This window comes from Bacillus sp. FSL K6-1560 (genome assembly GCF_038592935.1).
GTDB lineage: Bacteria > Bacillota > Bacilli > Bacillales > Bacillaceae > Bacillus > Bacillus subtilis.
Map to the genome: position 1 here is coordinate 3,066,100 of NZ_CP151946.1, position 16,883 is coordinate 3,082,982.

Sequence of the window (16,883 nt, forward strand, 5' to 3'; positions counted from 1 at the left end):
GGTCCGCCCTTCAGTTTTATTCAGCCAATTTGGTTTGACAGCGTTCCGATCGGATCAATTGTAATATCAATTTTGTCACCTGACCGCAAGAATTTTGGAGGCGTAAACCCCTTGCCGACACCAGACGGCGTACCGGTGGCAATAATGTCGCCCGCTTCAAGCGTCATCCCCTTTGAGAGGGTTTCAATTAATTCCGGAATGGAAAAGATCATATCGCTTGCCGAACCGGATTGGCGCAGCTCGCCGTTGACTCTTGTTTCAACCTTGAGGCGCTCTGGCTCCTGAATAGATGATTTATGTACAAGCACGGGCCCCATCGGACATGTCGTATCCAAGCTTTTTCCGATAAAAAACTGCTTATGCCTTTTTTGCAGATCACGCGCCGTGATATCATTCACAATCGTATATCCGAAAACATGGTCATATGCATCTTCTTTTGAAATGCGAGTCCCGCTTTTTCCGATCACGACAGCAAGTTCTCCCTCATAATCAAGCTGGGAGGTAACCTCTTCATGGCTCTTTACGATATCACCATGCCCCGTAACCGTTACCGGCGATTTTGTAAATACCATCGGATGCTCCGGAATATCAGCCTCGCTCCCCATTTCAATCGCGTGATCCCGGTAGTTTTTGCCGATGCAGATGATATTTTTTGATGGCTTCGGAATGGGTGCATGGAGCTTCACCTCAGATAATGAATACATAAATGATCCCAGCTCATCATTCGGTTTCTTTGCCCACTCGGCCAGCTGCCTTGCATGCGCAACGAATTTATCCCCTTCTGCGATACATTCAATCAGCGATCCCGGAATCGTCTCAAGTTCAAACAGTTTTTTTTCAGCCTTCTGCAAATCCATAATTTTCTCATCGTCAATGATCAGGCCGACAAACATTCGGTTGTAAAGTTCCCCTGTCGCAAATTTCATGTTATTCCTCCATCATCTTTTAAATCAGAATGCTCCTTCATGTATTCTCTGTCGAATGCTGAAATCCCTTTTTCTCAATTCCGTTTTCATTTCGTTTCAGGACGGGCTTGCTCTACATATCATACAAATGTCGTTTTGAGAAGGAGGAAAGAATATGGAGCGCGTGCATTTATTTTTTCATCGGGAGCAGCTGAAAAGGAAAGGTACAGCCAAGGGGCTTTTCGTAACAGATCGATCTGTTTCTCCCATTCTTCTCACACAGCGTGACAGAGCGGAAAAGGCATCCTATGAAATCAGCTGGGAAAAGTCTCTGCTTGGTGAAAGGACACTTTTTTTGAATGCAGAACAGGATGATCCGTCCCTGATGCGGCGCAGACTCGCCTATTGTTTTTTTGACCAGATCGGCGTACCTGCTCCCGCTGCCTCGTACAGCTTTCTGACCATCAATGGCCAGCCTGAAGGCATTTATTTGAACATCAAGAACCATCAGCCAGCCGGTAAAAGGAGTTACGGAGTGAAGACGGCCGATCCAAGGGTTCCATTGTCCCTTTTTAACAATGATTTCTCGGCATTCTTACATGAATTTTTCATACTGATCCGCACAGCCGGAGATGACGAATTGGCTGAAAGGATTAAATTGTATCTGGATGTCAAGCTGTTTTTTTTGTGGCTGATCGGCAACGCCTGCACCAATCAAGGCTTTTACTACACAGTTTGTTTAAACGAATCCGGTCGGCTTTACGTTTCCCCGATGGAGACAAGATCGCTTGCCGTACAAGAATGGTATGAAGAAGACCCGCTTCTGACAAAAGGAAAGACGCTTTCGTCAAGGCTTCTATCCATTCCCGCCTTCAGGTCGCAATATCACACCTTAATGAAAAACGTGCTGAAGCGGTCGTTTACTATTGAACGATTATCTCCTCTCATCAACGAATGGCACCTTGACATTTGTCAAAGTGCTGCTGATGATCCTTTTATCAAAAAAAGCCCCTTTCAAATCGAAAAGGAGCAGACCAACATACTTAGAGAAATTGAGGAACGGCAGGACTTTTTGCAAGCACACTTAGCAAGACTTTAGTCCTTTCTCCATTAAAAAAGGCCGCAGCAAAAATTGTCGCTATTTTAGTCAAATTGACGAAAGGCAACCTTTTGAGCCAAAATAGGTTATACTAACGATATCCTGTATTTATATCAAAATAAAATCTAGAATTGGAGATAGCGTAATGAACAGTAAAATTGAAGAAATGAGGATCACACTAATTGAAACCGCACAAAAATACGGCATGAATTCAAAAGAAACGATTCAATGCAGCCAAGAGCTGGATATCCTGCTGAATACCCGGATTAAAGAAGAAATGATTTTTGGGAGATATCTTGAAAACTCCCGTATGTAAATCATTTTCTATAACAATTAGAATACACCACATGTAACTCCGATTTTTGCTCAGCACTTCTGAGATATACCTCAGGGCGAGAATGTGCCCGCCCAAAAATCGAATACCGCAGCACGACATACTCCAAAAAGCATTCTACACGCAAAAACACCAAAGAAATAAACAAAAATCACCATAGGCGGATAGCGGCATCCTTCGCCGCATTTCCGCTCAATTTATACCCAACATCCTCTTTTGCCATGTTTAAACATAACGGCCCGAAAAAATAAAACGCTTTCACAAAGAGCCGATATGTCCCCTTAAAATTTCTCTCACACATATGTGCGTTTGTCATAAGCTATCGTGAATAGCCCAATTGAAATCAGAATTGTCATTTCACTTTACCTGTCTTTTTTTAATTTTTCAACAAAGGATGTGCTCGTATGCCGGCCATTGTCGGAGCGTTTAAAATTAATGCGATTGGTACGAGCGGAGTCGTTCACATCGGGGACTGCATTACGATTTCTCCTCAGGCTCAGGTCAGAACGTTTGCCGGTGCTGGCAGCGCTTTAATACCGGCGACAGCCTCAAGGTGATGAATTATCAAAACGCGACGAATGTGTATGACAATGATGCGGTTGATCAGCCGATCGTGGCCAATGCGTAAAAGGAGTGAGGCTCATGAACTTCTATATTAATCAAACCATTCAAATCAACTATCTCCGGCTGGAATCAATCAGCAACTCCTCCATTCTGCAAATCGGGAGCGCCGGATCAATCAAGTCTCTGTCAAATTTGTATAATACAGGGAGTTATGTAGAACCGGCACCAGAAGTTTCTGGCTCAGGGCAACCGCTCCAGCTGCAGGAGCCCGACACAGGTTCATTGGTCCCGCTCCAGCCTCCTGGCCGTTAATCATATGAAAGAGGTGAAAGAACATGTATGATCAATCTGTTTCCTCTTACCTGCAAAACTTGAATTCCTTCGTTCAGCAGCAGGCGATTCACATTCAGCAGCTCGAACGTCAGCTGAAAGAGATTCAAACTGAAATGAATACGATGAAACAGCGGCCGGCCACTACCATTGAGCGTGTGGAGTATAAATTTGATCAGCTGAAAATTGAAAGGCTCGACGGGACTTTGAATATCGGCTTAAATCCGACTGACCCGAACAGCGTCCAAAACTTTGAAGTCAGCCAGTCGACACCGCAAATCGGGATGATGCAGCAGGAAGAGAGCGCTCAGCTCATGCAGCAGATCCGCCAGAATGTCGACATGTACTTAACCGAAGAAATCCCAGATATTTTGGAACAGCTTGAAAACCAATATGACAGCAGACTTGACGATACAAACAGACATCATGTTATTGAAGACATCAGAAAACAAATGGACAGCCGGATTCACTATTATATGTCCCATATCAAAAAAGAAGAAAATACACCGCCTGCACAATATGCAGAACATATCGCTGAGCATGTGAAGCGTGATGTCATCCGCGCTGTAGAACACTTTCTGGAGCATATTCCATCAGAAATGAAAGGAGATGAGCAAGCATGATCTTTACAGTCATCAACCGCAGCTTGGAAGTCGGGGACATCCGGATGAACGGTGTGTCCAGTTCCTCCGTTTTCCACATCGGAGACACTGAATCCATCTACCTGTCTTCTATTTTTGATACACCGCCTGAATCTCTTATTATCGGGCCGTTTGCTCCGATTACGCCAGAATAATGCTTAAACGCATATCACGCATCAGACTAGTTAAGTGTAATTCCCTCGGGATCGCAAGTGTGTTTCAAGTTGGCGACACAAATGAAATCGATATGAGTGTAAAAGTATTTGCTGTTCAGCGTTCTCTGTCCACGTTTTACAATAATGAAGGCTCATTTAACAAAAAGGAGTACCAAATCTTTCAGCAGCAGGCAGTGAAGCCGATTCGCGAAACAGGTGTACAAAGCGCATTTTGCCACGAGGTGCCGGCTATTTATGTTCGCAGCATCAAAATTCAAGGGGTGTCCGCCTCTTCTGTTTTACATGCTGGTTCAGCTTCGCTTATCCGCGGTGATGCGAGAATCAAACATATCAGACAGATTCAGTCTCCGCGCTCACAATCGCCCGCCAAGAACATATAATAAACAGAGACTTCGATAAAGGGTGTCGTTTATGCCAGCAATTGTCGGGCCTATAGCTATCAATTCCATATCGGGCGGAGTCGTAAACTTTGGTGATTCCTTTTACCTTTCTCCGAAAAGCTCTTCAAAATCTGCGCTCGGTTCGGGAGCAGGAAACACGGGAGATTTCCTTCTATTAAATAATGCAGTCAACGCGACAAATTATATAGACCCCGATGTCAACGATCAGGATATGGTTGGAAACGGATAAAAGCAGCCGCTCTGCAAAGAGAGGGCTGCTTTTTAGTCATTTTTTCTTTTTTCGTTCATTTGATTTCTTAGTTTTGATCAGCTTCTCAGGCGGCTGTTTTCTGATCCATTTGACAAACCGGGCAAGCTCTGGATCGCTTCTGAGTTCAGCCATTCCGTTTAAACGTACAGCGAGCTCTTGATTGGTATATAAGGCATGAATCTGTTTATGACAAGGAATACAGAGCATCGCTGTCGGCAAAAACGTTCCGCCTTCCTCTTTCGGTGTGAGATGATGCTCTGTCAGCTGGACATTGCTCCGGCCGCACAGCTCACATATTCCGGCAGTCTGCTTTGCCATATCCGCTCCTCCCTTACATCAACTCAAGTGATACCCGCGTACCGCGGCCGCTCGGTTCAGCCGGATGGACAATCAGCTTTTTCGGAAGCCGTGCACGCAGTTCCTGCACATGGCTGATGACACCGACAGCCAGATTGTCTGACTGAAGTTTTTCCAAGGCCGTTACAACCGTATCAAGCAGATCTTGATCCAGTGTGCCGAAGCCTTCGTCTAAGAAAAAGAACTGAAGCGGGTATTCCCCGCGAAGCTGGATCTGCGCAGACAGCGCAAGAGCAAGTGAAAGCGAGGTGAGGAAGGTCTCTCCTCCAGACAAACTGGAAACCGGGCGTCTTACGCCTCCATTCGCGTCATCCCGCATCACGAAGCCGCCTTCTGAATCTACTTCGATGGCATAGCGCTGTCTTGTCAGCATACTGAGTCTTGCTGAGGCGTCCCTCGCAACGCTTTCAAGCTGCTCCTCAGCTAAAAATTCGACGAAGGTATTGCCTTTAAACACAGCTTGCAGCTTGTCCAGCCTGTCGATATGCGTCTGCCATTTTTTCAGTTCAGCTTCAATTTCATTAAACCGTTTATGATGGTCGCGAATGACAGCCAGTGCTTTTGCGGCCGCGCCTTTTTCCTCTATAGCAGCGCCAAATGCGTCCTCAGCTTCTTGTAATGCTGCAACGGTTTCGTTCCATTCGCTCTCTGATAATGCTCTGCCGGCAAGTATCTCTGCTACTCGTTTTAAGTTTGCAGCATTTTGCTTCAGTTTATCCATAAACTGGTCTATGCCGGTTTTCATCTTTTCAAGTTCATCGGCTGGGATGAGACTTTGTTCAACCTCCTCAGTCCGGGTAATGGAGGTGTTTTTTGTATGCTCAAGCCAAGCAGCTTTTGCTTTTTCCAATCTGCCCTTCGCCTCTTGAAGAGTGAGCTCGCTTGCCGAAGCGCGGCTTTTCGCCTGGTTGAGCTTCATTTGGGCGCTTTGCAGTTCTTCATATAAAGATTGTTCTTTTTCCTTTAACAGCTTTAGATCCTGCTGGACAGAGCGGAGTTTGATTTGAATCGAATCTCCTTTTGCATAATCTCCGAGTTCGTGCTCATAATCAGCTATCACGCTCTTGATTCGTTCAACCGCATAATGAAGCTCCAGCTTTTCCCGTTCAAGCCGGTGTCCCAATTCCCGCAGTTTTTCCTTTTGTGCTTCATGCTCAGCAAGAAACGCGATACTCTTCTCAATTCGTTTTTCACATTCTTCTGCAGCCCGGTCCTTTTCTTCAATGGCTTGCTGCCATTTTTCTGCTTCGTCCACAGTTTGATTCTGAAATGCTTCTTTAAACATGTTCAGACTGCTGTCCATTGAGGATTGAAGCTCGTTGATGATGCTTTCAATACGGTCAGCTTCTCTTTTTTCAAAACCGATTTTTTCATTAAGCTGCTCGGCCTTTTTTAAAGATTCCTGATAGGCGCCGATTATTTGTGCCATTCGTGTCTTAACAGAAAGAATGTCCTGCTTGATTCGTTTCCATTCAAATTTGGCAGTTTCAAATGCTTCATACACCGGCTGATTTTCGAAGGAAGCTGCCGCTTCAAGGTTCTGCGCTTGAATTGTCTGCAAAAACGGACACTGTTCAATAAAGCGCGCGGACTGTTCTTCAAGCGTAATTTTGGCTGAAAGAATCTCCTGGCTGAGAGCTGCAGCTTCCGTCAATAATACATCTGTCTGCTTAATGTCCTCTTCAAGATGGCTGTCGGCTTCATATGTTTCATGTACTGAGGCAGATGGATCATGATCGGTTGAACCGCATACCGGGCAAGGCTTACCGGCAGTCAGCTTTTGGGCTAACTCTTTTGTCAGCAGTGCCACCCTTGCTTTTTCACGCTGTAAGTGAAGCGTGTGTTGGCTCTTTCTAGTCTCTTCCGTCATACGTGTTAATGAGCGTTCCGTTTCGCACACCAAATGGTACACAGTTTGAACTGCCTCATATGCCTGAATGATGTTGTTTTCTTCCGCTTCCGTCTTTTGAACGAGTGTATTCTTCTCTTCATTCATCTTCTGCAGCACGAGGTTCAATTCTTCACTTCGTTTTTTCTCTTTTTTGATTTGCTCCTCGGTTTGTCTGATGCGCAATGCCATTTCTGCGGCCTGATGGCAGCTTTTTCGCTCATTGGATGTCACCTGCAGGGATTTGAGCTGCTGTTTCAATTCTGTCTGTCTGTTTTGCCCTCGTGTCAGGCGGTCTGTTACCGTCTCCAATTCATTCATGACAGATTGAAGAGCCTCTTCTTTCTGCTGGAGTTCAGTCTTTTTGCGCTCTTCCTCTTGCTTGGCCTCACTCAGTTTGATTTCGATTTCCTGCAAGCGTGAAAGCTGTTCCTGCTCTGTTAAAAGCTCAGGCTCTTTCTCGCTTTTATGCTGGCGCCACGCTTCATACTCGTCATGTTTTTGCTGAAAGAAAGCTGTCCGGTCTGCTAAATCCTTTTGGGCTAGCGTTTGTTCCTTTTCAGCTTGTTCCTCATGCTGGATCGCTTCTGCGTACCGGTCCGCATAGGGCTTAAGAGCTGCTGCTGTTTCTGCTTCCAGCAGGCGTTTTTGCATGCTGTCTATATGCGGCTGTTCTTCTGCGAGACGTTTTTCCTCTTCTTCATAAGCGGATTTTTCCTTTTGGACATTCCATATCTCCTGATGCTCTGTAAACCGCTCCTTCGCCTGATCACGGTTCTTCCTCATCGCTTCCAGCCGGGCTTCAGCTTGTTCGAGAGCCTTTTCAGCCTGCTCCACTGCCTCTGAGCTCGCCTCACCGAGACCGGACTGTTCAGCAAGCATTTCATTTTTTCTCGCATTGGCTTCCTGCGCCTGCCGTCTCAGCTTTTTCACAAGCCTGTCTCCATATTGCTCCAAATTAAATAAACGCTGAAGCATATGCCTGCGCTCTGCCCCTTTTAAAGACAGAAATTCAGCAAATTTCCCTTGGGGCAGCACCACCGCTCTCGTAAAATCGTCGATCGTCAGCCCTAAGAGCTCCTCAACTCTTTTATTCACTTCGCTGGCTTTATCAGCCAGCACCGTATGCTCGTCCTTGATTTCGATGAAGCGGCAAAGTGCCGTTTTTACCTTCATTTCATCCGTTCTCTTAAACACACGCTCGACTTTGTATGAGATTTGGTGATTCGTCTGAAGCGCAAAGGTAAAGGAAACAGACAGCGTATCTTCCGCCTGGTTTAAGATACCGTGCGTATTATTCGCCGCCCGTTCCACCTTTCCGTATAAAGCAAGCGTCATTGCGTCGAGAATAGAGGATTTACCGCTTCCTGTCGGGCCGAAAATGCCGAAAACACCAGCACCGGAAAGGCCTTCAAAATCTATCGTCTGCTCCTCTCTAAAGCTGTGGAGCCCCTTAATGCTTAAGGCGATCGGCTTCATTTCGCATCCTCCTCTTCAACGCCTGATGCAAGCTCTAAAAACAGCTTCACCATTTCTTCATCCGGCACCGCACCGCCAGTTTGTTTTTCATAAAATTTCTTAAAGCGGTCCTCGATTGAGACATGTTTAACCTCGATCCGTTCCCGGTCTTTGTTCTGTTCTTCAAAAACCGGCCTGATATGGATAAAGCCCGGGTGCGCCTTCCGCAGCCTGTGAATCTCTTCAAGTGACAGCTGGTCCGCGACACGGATTTCCAGGTCAATCCAAGCATTCTGATCTCTGCCTTCATCCAGCCAGCTGTACACCTCACTCAATCCATTTGCCGCTTTCCACTTCACAAGTGGCTTGCCGCTTGATAATAACACCTCTTGCCAAGTGGCCTCTTCCCCAGGCTTTGCGTCCACAATCGTCACTGATTTAGCGTAGCCCGCTTCAGAAAAGCTGTAGGCGAGCGGAGATCCTGAATAACGCGCAAGCGTCCGCGCCCGCTTGATCGTTTGCGGGCGATGCAAATGGCCGAGCGCAACGTAAGCGGCATCTGCCGGCAGGCTTTCAGCAGCCACCGTGTATGCACCGCCGACTTCAATCGGCCGCTCTGAATCGGTTTGGTTTCCGCCTGCCACATAAATATGGCTGGCGGCAATCTTCACTGCATCGTTCCGGAACCGGCTTGTCATATGCTCAAACGCCTGCCTGATTTTCACATCATAGTGATCACGGAGCAGCTTTTCATCAAACGTATCGGATAGCACTTCATTTAACCGCGCTTCAGATGGGTACGCCAGTGCTCCAACCGCCAAAAGCTCTCCTGCTGAAGGCACTTCAATATGAATCGGCTCTGTTGTCGGATAACCGATTAAATGAATGCCGTTTTCATGTGTCAGCGGTGAAGCGGCGGACAAACGGTCAGGATTATCGTGGTTTCCGGCAATGACAACGATCGGGCGCTTTCCTCTGTCGCTAAGCGCAGACAGGCTTTCATAAAACAGCTGCTCGGCTAAAGCTGGCGGGTTTACGGTGTCAAATGCATCCCCCGCCATTACAATGGCATCGATCTGCTCATCCTTTACAATCGTATTCAGTTCATCCAGCACATCGGCCTGTTCACTCAGCCTGCTTCTTCCTTCAAGCGTTTTTCCAAGATGCCAGTCAGCCGTATGTAAAATCCGCAAATACTTTCACCTCTCTTTTATATAGAAAACGAGACCCGCTCCGCCTGAAATTCCGGAGCTTATGGATCTCGCTATAATGTCAGAATGTGCCCTCCGTCAAAGAAATAAAGCGCACATCCCTTTACCTTTGTTTTTGCAATTTGCTCCACTGCCTTCGTGTACAGCTGAATTTGCGTTTCATATCGTTTCTTCAAGATCGGGGCCGCTCCTTCAAATCCATGCTGGAATTTGCCCTCAATCCGGTCCGACTTATAATCCAATAGATATAATCCGTCCTCAGTTTCATAGAGACAGTCAATGATACCCTGCACTAAAAGCGGCTCATCTGCCTCCTGTGCATCAGGATAGATCTCCTTGGCCGGAAGCGCTAAGCTGAATGGTATTTCCCGGTCCTTCCACTTAGCACCGATCAGCTGTCCGCCGATTTCTGTATGGAAAAATTGCACGATTTCTTCTATATCAATAGCGTCTTTTTGTTCTTCAGAGAGAAGCTCTTTTTCATAAAGCCTGTGAACCGTCTGCTCAGCTTCTTCTATCGACGGCACATGTGACAGCGGGATATGCTGCATAACCGTATGCATGGCAGTCCCTTTCTCTGCCGCTGTCAGGCCTTTTTTCATCATAAAAGCGGGACGTCTGTACAGAATGCTTCCATCAGCCGGTTTTACAGGGGCCCTGCCGCTGTATTCATCCTCGTACTCTCTTTTTCTTTTGATCTCAGAAACCGATTGCTTTGTCCGAATTTGCGTCACCTCGTGATGCGGGTATGTCCAGCTCAGCTGCTCGCGGGCTTTTTCATCAAACGCAAACGAGCCGGGAACTGGTTCACCTCGGCGGATCGCTTCTAGGCGCTCGCTTTTTTCTTCCATTCTTTCTTCCAGATCATCATCAAGCAAATCATAGGAATGGATCATTTGAACGGCAAAACGAGCCGGGTGATCTGAGATGTCAGCGTGTGCTGGCACACCAGCCAAATCCCCCAAGTCTCTGTGCCTGGCAAGAGCCGGGCCGATGAAATCTAGATACGTTTTCGCCTGATAGCGGTCAAATTCCGGCAGAAGCCAATCAGTTTGGGACGCGGATGCCTGCCATTTTGCAAGCTGTTTCTGATGATCCTTACATGAGCCAATCAGAAACAGCTTTTCCTTCGCTCTCGTTAATGCAACATAGAGCACACGCAATTCCTCTGACAGCAGCTCCCTGCGCATTTTTTTCTTCATCGCAATGAGCGGAAGTGTCGGATAGCTGATGCGTAATTGCGGATGAATATACTTCGTGCCAAATCCGAGCCCCTTATCCAGCAGGTACGATTTATTTAAATCCATCATGTTGAAATTCCGGCCGAGACCTGCTGCAAACACGACTGGAAATTCGAGCCCTTTGCTGCTGTGGATCGTCATTAAGCGGACAACATCCTCCTGCTCGCTGAGCGCTCTCGCCGTACCAAGATCATCGCCCCGCTCCTGCATGCGTTCGATAAACCGCAGGAAACGGAACAAGCCGCGAAATGCCGTTGATTCATATTGACGCGCCCTGTCATAAAGAACACGCAAATTGGCCTGGCGCTGTTTTCCGCCCGGCATGCCGCCGACATAATCCATATATTTGGTGTCGCGGTACACTTCCCAAATCAGCTCAGATACTGAGTGGTTTTTCGAAAACGCGCGCCATTTTTGCAGATGTCCGTAAAACGTATTTAACTTTTGATAAAGCTCATCGTTCCGGTCACCAGCAGCCAGGTAGTCTTTCATCGCCTCATAGTACGGCGCTTTTTTATTTTCAAGCCGGATCAAAGACAGCTCGTTTTCATCTGCTCCGACAATCGGTGAGCGCAGCACAGAGGCAAGCGGTATATCCTGATACGGATTATCGATTACCTTCAGCACAGAAAGCACGACGGCGACTTCGACCGCTTCGAAATAGCCTGACGTTAAATTGGCGTAAACCGGTATGCCCTGTGCTCTCAGCTCCTCCATGATTTGCGGAGCCCACGGCATCGAACGGAGCAAAATCACGATATCTCGGTATTGAATATTGCGATGTGTTTTCTTTTTTCCGTCATACACCTTAAACGGCGATGAAATCAGCTTGCGAATTTCCTTAGCGATGGCTTTTGCCTCAAACTGCACCGTTTCAAGCTCTTCTGCTTCCTCGCTTGCATCCGTATCTTCTGCGTTGTCGATCAGCAGCAGCTCTGTTTCCGTCTCGTCATTGTCCGGATACGCTGCACCAAGCTTCAGCTCAGCCTGCTCGTCATAATCGACCTCACCGATTTTGCCGCCCATCAGCTGTTTAAATAAAAAGTTTGTGCTGTCTAAAATATCAGCCCGGCTTCGGAAATTTTTATTTAAATCGATTTTCCGCCCCGTGCCTTCTCCGCTCTCTGTAAACCGTTTGTATTTAGAGAGGAAAAGAAGCGGCTCCGCAAGCCTGAATCGATAAATCGACTGTTTGACATCTCCTACCATAAACAGGTTACCAGTCTCCTCCGGACCGCTTGTGACGAGCTGCAGAATCGATTCCTGCACGAGGTTGGTATCCTGATATTCATCAACGAGCACCTCATGAAACTGTTCCTGATAAAACCTCGCAGCCTCGCTCGGCTCACGTTCACCTTTGTCATTCTCAGCTGTCAAAATCGCTAAACAGTAATGCTCCAAATCAGAAAAATCGATGATTGATTTTTCCTGTTTCGCAGCTTCGAATCGTTTTCCATAGCTGATGACAAGCTGTACGAGCGTTTCAATGACAGGCTTCATCTCGGCTAGGCTTTTCAAGTGCTGTTCAGGACTTCGCGTGAAGTAGTCGTTTTTGAGCTTTTCAAGCAGTTTTTTTGCACCGTTTCTCAAATCTGTCGCCTCATCAAGGAGCGCTGGATCGAACTCATCCCCTTTTACTGCTTTGGCACGCTTAAAAGAGACGGCGGGCACCCGCTTATATAGTTCACTGAAATCGTCCTGATGCTGAATCAGTTCATCAATCTGCGCAAGATCATCAAGAAAATTGTCAGCACGCGGCGCCGGGCCGCCCGGCGCTTTCGTCAGCTCAAGCGCGCGCAAGAGCTTTTCCTTCGCCCCGTTAAGCACCATTGCAATATCTTCTTTGACATATTGATAAAACGGCAGCTCCTCGATGGCGCTCTTTTCTGATACATCATACAAATGAACAAAACTTTCCAGCCACGCCTCCGGGTTTGGATGGGATCGGGAATACTCGTACACCTGTTTAACGAGAAATTGCAGATCCAGATCATGCCGGTCTGTCGTATAGCGGTCAACAAGCTCAAAAAACGCCTTTTCGCCCTTTGCGTATTCGTCTTCAAACAGCTCGTCAAGCACTTCATCCCCCAGTAGCTCACCTTCCGTCTGATCAGCTATCCGAAAGCCCGGATCAAGATCGATCAAGTAGTAATATTTCTTCAGCACTTGCAGGCAAAAGGAATGGAGCGTCGAAATGCTGGCCCGGTTCAAAAGAGAAAGCTGGCGTCTGATATGCAGCGAGCCGGGGCGCTGTACAAGCTCTTTTTCCAAGGCTTCTGCGATTCGGTGCTTCATCTCTGCCGCTGAGGCGTTTGTAAATGTCACAACGAGAAGACGGTCTACATCTATTGGGTTTTCCTCCGCGGTGATTTTCCGAATCATTCGTTCAACGAGCACAGCGGTTTTACCAGAGCCCGCAGCCGCTGCCACAAGAATATCCTGGCCGGTTGAAACAATGGCATTCCATTGGTCATCTGTCCATGTGCTGTCTGCCGGTTTAGGAATGTTCATTGCCATCCGCCTCCTTTTTTATCCACTCAAGTATCGTCTTGTCCTTTTCAGCCTTTAATGGGCGATACTCGTTTTCTTCCAGTGATTCATCAAATTGGCATACTGATTTGAACGCACAGTATGTGCACGGCGTCTTGTTCTTCATTTTGTACGGCTCAATGGATACGCGTCCGTCGGTGATTTGTTCGCCCGCTTCCTGGAAGGTGCGGCGCACATGCTTTGTCAAAAGATCAAATTCCTTTTCACCGACTGCGGCCGAGTCTGATCTAAGAGATCCGTCTTTTTTCAAGCCGGCGTTTATGATATTTGAACGTCCCTCTTGAAGGGTTGTATCCATGAGGCGAACCACTTCCTGATCACCGAGGAGCAAGCCCTTCATTTTAAATTTCTTAAAGATCTCCTGTTCAATCTCGTCAAGCCCAAGCGGGAGATTAGATTGAATCATCGGGTCATGAATATGGAAATACAGCACTCCGGCAGGCGTCGCCCTCATCCCGAGCCAGTCAGCTGAATGTGTAATCGATAAATCAAGGTACGTCAGCATTTGCAGTGCCAATCCGTAATATACTTCCGCTAAGTCAAGGCCTTTGTCGCTTGATTTATAATCGACAATCCTGAGGAGCAGGCCTTTTGAGCTTTCAGCCTTATCAACACGGTCAATTCGCCCGACGAGTTCCATCGTACAGCCGTTTTTCAGTTGAAAGGTCAGCGGCGGAAGCGGCCCTTTTCCTCCAAAGCCCAGTTCAAGCCCGATCGGTACGAATCCGCTCGCTTTCGCATGCTCGCTTAAAATGCCGGACACACGTGTCACAATTTTTTGCAGTTTTTCCTTCACATAATAATGCCGGTTTGAGCTGAGCAGAATTTCCTTTTGCAGTTTCGGTGCCAGCCGTTCTACCGCATCATAGGAAAACAGCTCGCACTGCTCCTTCGTTAAATCGCGCCAATCCAGCTTTTGCTCACGCAGCCTGTCAGAAATCAGCTTTAAGCTGGAATGAAACAGCTGGCCGATATCCGGTGCTTCAAGCTTGAAGAATTGCCGTTCCTTCAAATGCAGCCCGTGTGACGCAAAATGGGAAAACGGGCATGCGTTAAAGGTTTCCATTCTCGATACACTGCCCTGAATGCGTTCTCCATAGAGCTGTCTCGACACGCTGCGTTCAAGCTGCTTCACTTCATTCCGGAAAAACAGGCTTGAGAACAGCTTTTTCGATTGCAGCCTGTCCGGCTCACTCATCAGCACATTGTACGTGCTCCACCAGACGTCGCTGATGTCGTATTCCCGGGTCCATAACCTGAGCTGGCTCGCGGTAAAGGACTGTGCCACGCTTTTATTCACGACATACATCAGCTGTTCCTCATCGCTGACCTGTTCAGGTTCATTTGTTAACAGGCGCTCCTTATGATATGGAAACAGTTCTTCCAGCCGCTTAACGATCATCGACGGCAAAAGCGTTTTTCCTTCCGCATCAGCAATCGGATACGATACGTAAAGCCGGTCAGACGGACTTGAAAATGCCATGTAGATGAGGAAATGCTCATCAAGCAAACGCTCCCGTCCGCCTGAGGATAGCTCAACCCCAATCGTTTTCAGCCATTCCCGGTCATCATCCGACAGGACTCCGTTTTCATCAGGGCGTGCCGGCAGAACGCCGTCGTTTGCCCCGAGCACAAAGGTGCAGGAGGTGCCATACATTCTGGACAAATCCATATTGCCGACAAACACCTGGTCAAGCGCAGGCGGAATTAAAGAAAATGTAAGCGACTCCGCGCCGGCTTCTATCATTTGCTGAAACAAATCAAGAGAAATCTCATCATCTCCCATCATTTCAACAAACTCCTCAAGCAGCTGAATGACTGCGTCCCACGCCTGCTGATGCTGCTGCGCTTCAATGATTCTGCCGTCATCCTCAGCACGCTGCCTTTCCTGATCCAGCTTCAGCGGCACATCCGTCTCTTCTAAATAACGATAGAGCGCCTCCGCCTTCTCTTGAACCGTCTTCGCTTTTTTCATGCGTTTTTGAAGCTGAAAAAGCGGCGGAACAATCCAATCGCGGGTGTCATTCAACATGTTTTCCATTTCGATTTCCTGATCAGTCTGCGCAAAATCATCATCCAATGACACAAAACGCCTGTATTGGAACCGATCGCCCTTTGTCCAGCGGTCGCCTTTAATACCATAGGCGATACAGTAATTTTCGAGCTGATCGACCTGTTCTCTCACTTTGGCCTTCGGTTCATTGAGCGGGAATAGCAGTTCGGTTTTCACGCAGCGAAACACCGCTTCATAACGCCAATTCCCTTTCAGAACATCAAGGCTTGACCGGATAAATTCAATTAACGGATGGTTCAGCATAGATGCTTTTCCGTCAATGAAATAAGGAATCTCGTAATCTGCGAAAACTTCCTTCACCATATCCTTGTAGTCTTCCGGCTGGCGCGCAAGAATGGCTACATCCTTATAGCGATATCCCTTCTCTCTGACTAGGGCGTGAATTTCCCGGGCAATGCCTTCCAGCTCAGCCCGTCTGTTTGCGGCCTGCATCACAGTAAGGGCTTCTTGTTTTTCTGCGTATGGAACGGCCGGACGCGCTTCATACTGTGCCTCTAGATGCGCCAATTCCGGCGTCTTTGTATGCCGCTCAGTCCCGCTCAGCTCTTTATACGTAATGTCCAAATTCAGTTCCTTCGCCTTCTGATGCAGGCGGTAATAGGTTTTCCCCGTCATTCTGAACAATTCCAGTTCATGCGGCTCCCGCTCATATGACGGCTTGTCCGCTGTGAGCGAAAACGTGATATGCTCCGCATGAACCATAAGCTGCTCCAACACCCTGAATTCCTGCGGTGTAAACTGATAAAAGCCATCCACATAGATATGGGCGCCTTTTATATCTTCCGCAAGCGGGATATGCTCTGCCAGCAATGTCAAATAATCCTCAGAGTGAAGATATTGGTCTGCGAGGCTTTTTTCCATTTGCTGATACAGAATTGATAAGTCATGGAGCTTTTCAGATAAAACTCGTTCTCCGCGATACTCGGAAGCCGTTCCGCTTTCCGCCATCCGGCGGATATCCTCCGGTTCCAGACAATAGCGCTTAAACTCTGTCAGCATCCGCTCAACCTGTGCGGTAAACCCGCTTTTGTCACTCGCTTTTTGATAGACTTTGAACTCCTGTTTATGCTCCTCAATGAGCTTCCGCAGGAGCATTTGTACGCCGGTGCTCGTCAGAAACGGCCTGCTCATTCCTCCCGTATGCTGGAGGATGCGCCAGGCCAATCGTGAAAAACTGAATACTTGAGCGCGTATCATCCCGCCCATATCTGGCGTTTTAGCAAGCTCGTATTCCATTAAAAACGTCATTTGATCCGGGACTAGAAAAATGATCGGCTTCCCGAATGGAGCCCGGCGCAATTCATCCTGAATGCTGTCGATGATCAGCTTCGTTTTTCCACTCCCGGACCTGCCTACTAAAAACTCTGCTCCCAAATTAGAAGACCCCTCTCTTTTTATCTCTAT

The 16,883-nt window shown here is 47.5% G+C and carries 13 protein-coding genes and 1 pseudogene; 8 read left to right on the forward strand and 6 right to left on the reverse strand.

Annotated features, from left to right (window positions below; all coding sequences use genetic code 11):
* Positions 1 to 20: 20 nt before the first annotated feature.
* On the reverse strand, positions 21 to 926 hold the full coding sequence (locus tag NYE22_RS16440; RefSeq protein ID WP_003245441.1) for a fumarylacetoacetate hydrolase family protein: 906 nt from the start codon (positions 924 to 926) through the stop codon (positions 21 to 23).
* Between the two features lie 154 nt (positions 927 to 1,080).
* Between NYE22_RS16440 and NYE22_RS16445 the strand changes: the two genes are divergently transcribed.
* The 8 genes and pseudogenes from NYE22_RS16445 to NYE22_RS16480 all read left to right on the forward strand — a co-directional run bounded on the left by NYE22_RS16445 (position 1,081) and on the right by NYE22_RS16480 (position 4,679).
* Positions 1,081 to 2,004: a CotH kinase family protein gene (locus tag NYE22_RS16445; RefSeq protein ID WP_342411984.1), complete on the forward strand. Its 924-nt coding sequence runs from the start codon at positions 1,081 to 1,083 to the stop codon at positions 2,002 to 2,004.
* Positions 2,005 to 2,149: 145 nt separating this feature from the next.
* A complete protein-coding gene (gene yisI, locus NYE22_RS16450) occupies positions 2,150 to 2,320 on the forward strand; it encodes an aspartyl-phosphate phosphatase YisI (RefSeq protein WP_003233086.1) in 171 nt (56 codons plus the stop codon).
* Between the two features lie 422 nt (positions 2,321 to 2,742).
* Positions 2,743 to 2,966, forward strand: a pseudogene (locus NYE22_RS16455) (spore germination protein).
* Positions 2,967 to 2,980: 14 nt separating this feature from the next.
* Positions 2,981 to 3,214, forward strand: coding sequence for a spore germination protein GerPB (gene gerPB / locus NYE22_RS16460; protein ID WP_003233090.1), 234 nt, complete (start codon positions 2,981 to 2,983; stop codon positions 3,212 to 3,214).
* 23 nt (positions 3,215 to 3,237) lie between these two features.
* Entirely contained in the window at positions 3,238 to 3,855 is a 618-nt protein-coding gene (locus NYE22_RS16465; RefSeq protein WP_014476381.1) for a spore germination protein GerPC, read from the forward strand.
* On the forward strand, positions 3,852 to 4,028 hold the full coding sequence (gene gerPD / locus NYE22_RS16470; RefSeq protein ID WP_021479597.1) for a spore germination protein GerPD: 177 nt from the start codon (positions 3,852 to 3,854) through the stop codon (positions 4,026 to 4,028). Before NYE22_RS16465 ends, gerPD begins: the two co-directional genes overlap by 4 nt.
* The gene (locus tag NYE22_RS16475) at positions 4,028 to 4,429 is read left to right on the forward strand and encodes a spore germination protein GerPE (RefSeq protein ID WP_041851009.1); all 402 of its coding nucleotides are present in this window, start codon (positions 4,028 to 4,030) and stop codon (positions 4,427 to 4,429) included. Before gerPD ends, NYE22_RS16475 begins: the two co-directional genes overlap by 1 nt.
* Before the next feature lie 31 nt (positions 4,430 to 4,460).
* Positions 4,461 to 4,679, forward strand: a complete 219-nt coding sequence (locus NYE22_RS16480; RefSeq protein ID WP_003233096.1) for a spore germination protein — start codon at positions 4,461 to 4,463, stop codon at positions 4,677 to 4,679.
* 36 nt (positions 4,680 to 4,715) lie between these two features.
* On the opposite strand, the gene hlpB is transcribed toward NYE22_RS16480, so the two are convergent.
* The 5 genes from hlpB to addB all read right to left on the reverse strand — a co-directional run bounded on the left by hlpB (position 4,716) and on the right by addB (position 16,853).
* Positions 4,716 to 5,018 (reverse strand): HNH nuclease-like protein HlpB, encoded by a 303-nt coding sequence (hlpB, locus tag NYE22_RS16485; protein WP_015252406.1) that lies wholly within the window; start codon positions 5,016 to 5,018, stop codon positions 4,716 to 4,718.
* Positions 5,019 to 5,031: 13 nt separating this feature from the next.
* Entirely contained in the window at positions 5,032 to 8,424 is a 3,393-nt protein-coding gene (gene sbcC / locus NYE22_RS16490) for an exonuclease subunit SbcC (protein ID WP_302896981.1), read from the reverse strand.
* On the reverse strand, positions 8,421 to 9,596 hold the full coding sequence (gene sbcD, locus NYE22_RS16495) for an exonuclease subunit SbcD (RefSeq protein ID WP_072175670.1): 1,176 nt from the start codon (positions 9,594 to 9,596) through the stop codon (positions 8,421 to 8,423). The genes sbcC and sbcD overlap by 4 nt, the downstream gene beginning before the upstream one ends.
* Positions 9,597 to 9,667: 71 nt before the next feature.
* On the reverse strand, positions 9,668 to 13,366 hold the full coding sequence (gene addA / locus NYE22_RS16500) for a helicase-exonuclease AddAB subunit AddA (RefSeq protein ID WP_342411985.1): 3,699 nt from the start codon (positions 13,364 to 13,366) through the stop codon (positions 9,668 to 9,670).
* Positions 13,353 to 16,853: a helicase-exonuclease AddAB subunit AddB gene (addB, locus tag NYE22_RS16505; protein ID WP_339202481.1), complete on the reverse strand. Its 3,501-nt coding sequence runs from the start codon at positions 16,851 to 16,853 to the stop codon at positions 13,353 to 13,355. Before addB ends, addA begins: the two co-directional genes overlap by 14 nt.
* Positions 16,854 to 16,883: the final 30 nt, after the last annotated feature.

What these genes read in the sequence shown, in the direction of transcription:
- NYE22_RS16440 (WP_003245441.1), bottom strand. Translation starts at nt 926, where the DNA reads ATGAAATTTGCGACAGGGGAACTTTACAACCGAATGTTTGTCGGCCTG.
- sbcC (WP_302896981.1), bottom strand. Translation starts at nt 8,424, where the DNA reads ATGAAGCCGATCGCCTTAAGCATTAAGGGGCTCCACAGCTTTAGAGAG.
- yisI (WP_003233086.1), top strand. Translation starts at nt 2,150, where the DNA reads ATGAACAGTAAAATTGAAGAAATGAGGATCACACTAATTGAAACCGCA.
- gerPB (WP_003233090.1), top strand. Translation starts at nt 2,981, where the DNA reads ATGAACTTCTATATTAATCAAACCATTCAAATCAACTATCTCCGGCTG.
- addA (WP_342411985.1), bottom strand. Translation starts at nt 13,366, where the DNA reads ATGAACATTCCTAAACCGGCAGACAGCACATGGACAGATGACCAATGG.
- NYE22_RS16445 (WP_342411984.1), top strand. Translation starts at nt 1,081, where the DNA reads ATGGAGCGCGTGCATTTATTTTTTCATCGGGAGCAGCTGAAAAGGAAA.
- NYE22_RS16480 (WP_003233096.1), top strand. Translation starts at nt 4,461, where the DNA reads ATGCCAGCAATTGTCGGGCCTATAGCTATCAATTCCATATCGGGCGGA.
- NYE22_RS16475 (WP_041851009.1), top strand. Translation starts at nt 4,028, where the DNA reads ATGCTTAAACGCATATCACGCATCAGACTAGTTAAGTGTAATTCCCTC.
- hlpB (WP_015252406.1), bottom strand. Translation starts at nt 5,018, where the DNA reads ATGGCAAAGCAGACTGCCGGAATATGTGAGCTGTGCGGCCGGAGCAAT.
- NYE22_RS16465 (WP_014476381.1), top strand. Translation starts at nt 3,238, where the DNA reads ATGTATGATCAATCTGTTTCCTCTTACCTGCAAAACTTGAATTCCTTC.
- gerPD (WP_021479597.1), top strand. Translation starts at nt 3,852, where the DNA reads ATGATCTTTACAGTCATCAACCGCAGCTTGGAAGTCGGGGACATCCGG.